This window comes from Cupriavidus consociatus (genome assembly GCF_017814975.1).
Taxonomy (GTDB): domain Bacteria; phylum Pseudomonadota; class Gammaproteobacteria; order Burkholderiales; family Burkholderiaceae; genus Cupriavidus; species Cupriavidus consociatus.
Window position 1 is genome coordinate 1 of sequence record NZ_JAGIQA010000077.1, and the last position, 6,699, is coordinate 6,699.

Genomic DNA, 6,699 nt, shown 5'->3' on the forward strand with positions numbered 1-6,699 from the left:
CCACCGGTATCAAGCCAGGCGCCGAAAACCAACGCCTGGCTGCATGAATGAGGCGACATCTACCTTGACGCGCGCCGGGAGTTCCCGTTGTTCCTCCGCTGTGTAATTGCTGAAATGTCCTTCCTTTTCGGCCTGCCGACGTGCTGCTGCGACGAGCGACTTGCTACGCAGGGGAGGGGACGGCGCAGAGACTTGCCTAGTCAGTGTCACGCTGCCACATTGCGGGCACACGGGCTTTGCGCTTGCGCGTACAAGCGTTTCGTAGCGAAGACCGCATTGGCAGCAAACATAGTCGTAGAGCGGCATAGGCCTATTCTTCATAGAAAATTAGTATCCAACGGAATGGCCTCTGTTCGATGGTCGATGCAATTCCTCATTACGCAATCAGTCATCATTTCCAGAGCGTTTCGCCCGTCGGGTGCAACGAGCCTTTCGTTTTCTCCTAGCGTCATCAAAAATCTCATAACGTCAAGCCGGCCACTTGCAGCGGCCTGCATTAGACACGTGAGGTCATCTCCGTTTGTGTGATCGATATCGAGGCCGGCGTTGATTAACCTGAGGATGGTTTTGGGCGCACCGTTCAAACACGCGTACCAGAGCGCACTATTCTCTTCGTCGTCTAGCATGCCGACGGGTACACCCTCATAGAGCAAAGTCGCGACAATGTGGTCATTCCCCTCTAGCGCTGCCTCCATCAGCGGCGTAATGCCATTTACGCCAAATGAATCTGCATCGGGGAAGCCATGGTTCGACAGCCATATCACAAGGGGCGCATGCCTACGGCATTTCCACGATACTTCGATACTTCGGGGGCGTTCAGTATCTATGATCTCGTACGGGGCAATCGTGTTCTCCAGTGACATCTGGCACTCCGGTTGTATCTCTCTATCACGTTAGACGAATTGTCACAGTTCAAAAGGCCGCAATGAAAAACGTCAGACTGGTCGATTTTCGTGTGGATTGCGCACCGGCCCCATCACTTTGATTCCTTCTTCATAGCTGATAATTTCAAAGGGCAACTCGAATCGGCAACCGGCGTCGGCTATAGCATCCAACTTTGCTGCCGTACGTTGCTTTTTCAGCTCATTTTTTTCCAAGTACAGAAGCTCCAGCATCTCGTTGTACACAGTCGACTCAATGATCGGCAGTACATAGAATATTGCTCCCCTGTACGGTACTTGGTACCGCTTAGTCAGATCGATATTGTCGCAGAAGAGGAAGTACTTCCCGCGCGCGTGCAAGGCGTCACCCAACACTTCGGCGACGTCTCTTAAGTGCTCGAAACTCAAGAGCCAGCCGCAAAAGAATGGCAGCTGCGAATCACCCGCGTGAGCCACAGCCATCATCTGCTCGCAACACAGTTCGGGTGGCCGCGCCTCGTCGGCGCGCCGCGGGGCGAAGCGGAGCGCAAGTTCGCCCCGAAAACCAACGCGCCTTGGCTTCGTCGTTCGACCCTTGAAGACTGCATTGAGAAGACGCCCCTCGTGTTGGAGACGCGCGAACGGGGTGTCGTCGAGCTCATCACGAACAGGTGTAGCGGTCATACATATTCCTCCTTTCAAGCAAAGGCACCCCACACTAACCGAAACGTTGCGTATGGAGCGACGCGACGGCTAAGACCTCCGCAATATCCGTACCAGTAAAAAAATATGCTGAGATGGTATGCGGGCAGGCTTTCGAGGAGTAGCGAGGTATCATTCGCGACAAAAGGAGCAGAGGTTTGTCTTAAAGGCCACCGGCGTGTGTCAAGGTAGTTGTCGCGTCCGCCGCTATGCTGCTTTCCTGTACTCCTTCGGTTCCTGCTCGGCCCGTTCGGGGTTCAGGTAGACCACGGCATCCAGATTCCATTTCCGGATGCCTCGCGACCAGCGCTGCGGATGCCGATCGCGGGCCGCGTGATACACCACCTTTCGTCGCGCCTGCAGGGGTATCGCTTCGCCACTGTGTCGCTGGTTCGGCGTGACGTACTTCAGCCCGCTGTGGCGGTGTTCCTCGTTGTACCAACGCACGAACCGATACACCCAGTCGCGCGCTTGCTGCAGCGTGTCGAACGGCCGCTCAGGCCATAGCGGACAGTACTTGGCCGTGCGGAACAACGCTTCAGCGTAGGCGTTGTCGTTGCTCACGCGTGGGCGGCTGTAGGGGCGGCTTCAGAATTCGGAAAATATTGCCCTCTAAGACCTCGCTCGCGAGTTAGCGCTCGGCTAGACGCCGCAAGGGGCGGAACTTTCCTGCTTCCGGTTTATGGCTTATGCGCCACACGTAGTCGCCGGTCAGGTTAATATGCTCCCACCCCAAGGGCGACAAATAGGGATACAGCGCCGGATCGACCGGCATGCCGCGACTCTCCATTGCCTGCACAGCGCGCTCAAGATAGACGGTGTTCCAGAGAACGATCGCCGCAGTCACCAGGTTTAGTCCGCTGGCGCGGTACCGTTGCTGCTCGAAACTGCGATCGCGTATTTCGCCGAGACGGTAGAAGAAGATGGATCGCGCAAGCGCATTGCGGGCTTCCCCCTTGTTCAAACCAGCATGCGTGCGGCGGCGCAATTCGAGATCCTGAAGCCAGTCCAGGGTGAACAACGTCCGCTCGATGCGGCCGAGTTCGCGAAGGGGTAGTCGTCCTTTTCGTGCATGTATGGACCCGGCGCCTTTAGTGGGCGCGGTGCATCAGGCGGTCGAGGATGGTAGTGGCCATGGTGGTATCGCCCAAGTATTTTGCCCAATCCTGCACCACTCGGTTCGAGGTCACCACGATGCTGCGTTTGAGCTTGTAGCGCTGGTGGACCAAGGTCTGCAGGAGTTCGCCGGCTCCTTGCCCGATACTGCGTGCGAGGAATAGATCATCAAGTACGAGCAGATCTGCTTCGATGAGCGGGCGCAGGCGCAAGCGCACTCGCTGCTCAGCGGGGTCGTCCAGGCTGATCTGCGCGAGGGCACTGTCGGCCTCCAGATAGCGGACGGTGTGGCCCGATAGCGTCGCCTGGTAGGCGACGGCTTTTGCAACATGACTCTTGCCCGTACCGGGCTTGCCGACGATCAACGCATTCTGACCTTCGGCGAGGAACTTCAGGGTGTGCAATTCAAAGCAGGCAGCCCGTGGCAGCTTGGGATTGAAGCGCCAGTCGAAGTCGGCCAGTGTCGCGCGCTCGTCCAATCCGCTTTGTTGGTAGCGGCGTTCGAGCAAGCGAGAGCGTCGCCGGTCCAATTCGTCCTGCAGGATGAGCGAGAAGGTTTCCAGGAACGGTTGTTGACAGGCCTGGGCTTGTACCACGCGTGTTTGCAGTGTGGCACTGATGCCCGACAGGCGTAGCGCGCGTAATGCACGCTCGATTTCGATCATGCTCATACTCATGGAAGTCTCCAGTGCAGTCGGGGGTTACAAGGCCGCGCTGGCTTGCGCGCCCAGTGCAAAGAGGTCGGCGTACGCGTCGCCGTCCTGAATCAGACGATGCTGCTGCGTCAAGTCCAGTTCTCCCTGTATCGGCGCATCCAGGGCAGCCAAAGCTTGCTGCAGCAGTTGTTCGGCGGCGGCCTGCAGCGAGGGGTAGTGCCGCACGCCGTCACGCAACGCACGCTCGCACGCTTGTTCGACGATGCGTCTTGGATAGCGCCGGGCCAGCGCGACAACCCCGCGCAAGCGGAATGGCCGACGCGGCCATCTTGCTCAAACCACTGTTGGCATAACGCGAGGGTCGCCGGACCGATCTGCCTGGCTTGCGCGAGGATGCTGCGCGTCTCGCGGGATGGGTTGTAGGGCCGTTCGTCGGAAGGTAGCAAGACGCTGCCGCGATGCTGGGCACGCGGATGGGTGCGCAGTAGCGCGAGCGTGGTGCGATCGCGGATCTCGAGGTGATGCTCAAATAAGCGCACCAACACCCGGCTACCGATCGTTGCCGGGCGCGCGGCGTAGCTGCTGTGGTCGATGCGAACGCAGGTGGCGTCATCAACGGTGCGCTCGGATTGGACGAAGTAAGCGAAGCCAGTCAGTGGCAGCAGATGAATGCGCTCCTCTTCGAACATCGCCTGGACCTGCCGACAGGCACTACCGTGGATGCGCTGCGCGGCCCAGCGCGTTTCCCATCGCTCGAGGAAGTCGTTCTGCTCCTCAATCGATTCGAAGCGACGGCCTTTGAGCGCAGTACTTTGGGTATGCTGGATCGCGTTCTCGACGCAGCCCTTACGATTGGGGTCACGCACCCGAGTCGGATCGGCCACCGCGCCGTAATGCGCCAGTACCGCGCGGTAGAGCGCATTGAGTTCGGGCTCGTACAGGTCGGGCTTGAGGACGCCCTCCTTCAGGTTGTCGAGGACAACGTATCGGCTTAATCGCGAGGAGCCAGTAATGTGACGCAGAGGTTGCCGGCAGGCTGCTTTCGCCAAGGCGCACCTTCTTGCGAAGGCTTTTCCTGCAGATTTGGCGGGTGTAACACCTTGGTGGGGATTCCCCCCGATCCAAGGAGACACCACTATGTCAGCCCCTATATGCCCGCAGCACATCGCGTTAGCTACGCAGCTGAAGCAGCTTCTTATCGACGCTGGCTATTGCGTCAACGCGGTCAACCGTCAGTCCGCTGTTGCGCGGAAGTTTCTCCGCTACATCGAGCAGCGAGGCCTTGCGATAGCAGCTGTGCAGCCGGCTCATGTGACGATGTACCTGCGCTGTGAACTTCGCCGATTCGGGCGGCGCCACGGATGCACGCCGCGGTCTCTCGAACACTGGCGTGCGTCGCACACTGCCGGCATTCACCAGTTGTTGAGGATGGCCACGGGCAAGTGGCCACCTGCTCCCCAAGCAGGTAGCGCATCCGAGGCGCTCTGCCAGAGGCTATGCGACGAGTATGAACGTTGGCTCGACGATGTGCGAGGCTTGGCTTTCGACACCATTCACGATTTGGTCGAAGAAGCGCGGCGGTTCATGCACTGGTACCTCGACCGCGCGATGTCGGTGGACGATCTCAGACGACTGTCGATCGTAGATATCGACGGGTACATGCAGGCACGATCCGGATCGCTAAGGCGGATCTCACGCAAATCGCTAGCGCAGCGGTTGCGCTGCTTCATACGCTTTGCATATGCCACTGGGAGGATCTCGCGCGACTTCGCCGCCAGCGTGGTGGCGCCCAAGCTCTACGCGTATGAATCGATTCCGTCGACGTTGTCGCAGCAGCAGATCGACGCCGTTTTGCGGATCTGCCGTGCGGATCGTTCACCGAAGGGTCTGCGCGACCACGCGATCGCTTTGCTGCTCGTCAACTACGGGCTGCGCGCGGGAGAGATTGTACGCTTGCGACTGGGCGATATCGACTGGCGAGGCGATCGCTTACACGTCCGCCATTCCAAGACCGACTCCGAATCGGTTATGCCATTGCTACCGGTAGTCGGAGCCGCGTTGCTGGCATACCTGCGTCGCGGCCGACCTGCAACGAGTGCGCGAGAGGTTTTCATCCGAGCACGCGCTCCATATCGTGGTTTTGCCAGCGGCTCGAGCCTGTACACGCCGCTACGCAGGCGGCTCGACGCTGCAGGCGTACAAACCAATGGCAAGCGCGGCCCGCATGCCTTCCGACACGCGCGTGCCATAAGCCTGTTGCGCAGTGGGGTGCCGCCGAAGGTCATTGGGGACGTGCTGGGGCATCGTTCGTCGAGTTCGGTGAGGCAGTACCTGAAGCTCGCTGTCGATGAACTGCGCGACGTCTCCCTGGAGATCAGCGAACTCCTGACTGAGGAGGCGCAATGAACACGTGGCTCGATGATGAAGGAGGCGCGATCGAGCGCCATATACACCACTTGAGGTTGCGCAGTCGCGACGCGGCCCAGGTCTACCGTTGCGTTCTGCGCAGGTTTCAGCGTTTTGTGCGACAGCATGGCGACGCAGCAGTCAGCACCTCCACCGTGCAGGGTTGGCTGCTGGAGTGCGCGCGGCACTGGCCTGTCCACATGGTGCTGCACAGGGCGCGCATCGTTGATCGCTATCTGGATTACCTGCAGTCGGAAGGCATGATCTCGCACAACCCGCTGGCGGAACTGCGCTCCTGCTATGGCCAACGATACGGCACGCCAATCGTGCGTGCACTACTCGCAGCCGACCCTCCACAGGCGCTCGAGTCTCTGCGCCCGCCGGCTCGGTCACTAGCTTTCTCGGCGAGATGCTGCGCGAGCATGTGGAGCTCATGCGCGCGGTCGGCTACCGTTATGAGAGGCAGTCGGGCTGGCTCCTGCGTTCGATCGGTTCCTGCAAGGTCGCCCGGAACTCGCCGGCCAATCGCCGGCCGTACTGTTACAGCAGTGGGCCGCACAGGGTCGAACGCTGAATCACGCCTGGGAGTGCCAACAGGCAGGACGCACCCTTTTGCGCGCATGGCGACGTATCGATCCGAGCGTCGCGTTTCCGCCGCCGGATCGCCGACTGAGGCACCGCATCGAACAGGAACGTCGGCGTCCGTACATCTATACTCCGCATGAGTTGCAGTTGTTGTTCGACACCGCGCGCGCCTTCCCATCCCCTCGCGCTCCGCTTCGCCCACTTGCGCTGTACACAATGCTCGTGCTCGCGCGCCTGGATCTCCGGGACATCGACCTCAGCACGGGCCTGCTCGACGTTCGCGATACGAAGTTCTTCAAATCCCGGAGCTTGCCCCTGTCTGACAGTGTGCTAGCAACGTTGCGCGAGTATCTCGACGCGCGACGACGTGCCGG

The 6,699-nt window shown here is 59.9% G+C and carries 5 protein-coding genes and 4 pseudogenes; 2 read left to right on the forward strand and 7 right to left on the reverse strand.

The annotated features are described in order from the left end of the window. Positions 1-9 precede the first annotated feature (9 nt). From J8I82_RS36915 to J8I82_RS36945, 7 genes and pseudogenes are all read right to left on the reverse strand, one after another. Entirely contained in the window at positions 10-321 is a 312-nt protein-coding gene (locus J8I82_RS36915) for an FmdB family zinc ribbon protein (RefSeq protein WP_336620934.1), read from the reverse strand. Next, positions 318-863, reverse strand: a complete 546-nt coding sequence (locus J8I82_RS36920) for an ankyrin repeat domain-containing protein (protein ID WP_209765496.1) — start codon at positions 861-863, stop codon at positions 318-320. The genes J8I82_RS36915 and J8I82_RS36920 overlap by 4 nt, the downstream gene beginning before the upstream one ends. A 72-nt stretch (positions 864-935) precedes the next feature. Then, complete coding sequence (locus tag J8I82_RS36925; protein ID WP_209765498.1) at positions 936-1,544, reverse strand: hypothetical protein; 609 nt, start codon at positions 1,542-1,544, stop codon at positions 936-938. 225 nt (positions 1,545-1,769) lie between these two features. After that, a pseudogene (locus tag J8I82_RS36930) lies at positions 1,770-2,141 on the reverse strand (integrase core domain-containing protein); the annotation flags it as partial. A 52-nt stretch (positions 2,142-2,193) separates the two neighbouring features. Further along, positions 2,194-2,613: pseudogene (locus J8I82_RS36935) on the reverse strand (Tn3 family transposase); the annotation flags it as partial. 43 nt (positions 2,614-2,656) lie between these two features. Continuing rightward, a pseudogene (locus J8I82_RS36940) lies at positions 2,657-3,355 on the reverse strand (ATP-binding protein); the annotation flags it as partial. A 24-nt stretch (positions 3,356-3,379) separates the two neighbouring features. Further along, positions 3,380-4,362 (reverse strand): annotated as a pseudogene (locus J8I82_RS36945) (Mu transposase domain-containing protein); the annotation flags it as partial. A gap of 109 nt (positions 4,363-4,471) precedes the next feature. Between J8I82_RS36945 and J8I82_RS36950 the strand changes: the two are divergent. Next, the gene (locus J8I82_RS36950; protein ID WP_209765502.1) at positions 4,472-5,740 is read left to right on the forward strand and encodes a site-specific integrase; all 1,269 of its coding nucleotides are present in this window, start codon (positions 4,472-4,474) and stop codon (positions 5,738-5,740) included. A 732-nt stretch (positions 5,741-6,472) separates the two neighbouring features. After that, a partial coding sequence (locus J8I82_RS38870; RefSeq protein WP_489696373.1) for a site-specific integrase occupies positions 6,473-6,699 on the forward strand: 227 nt, incomplete at its 3' end.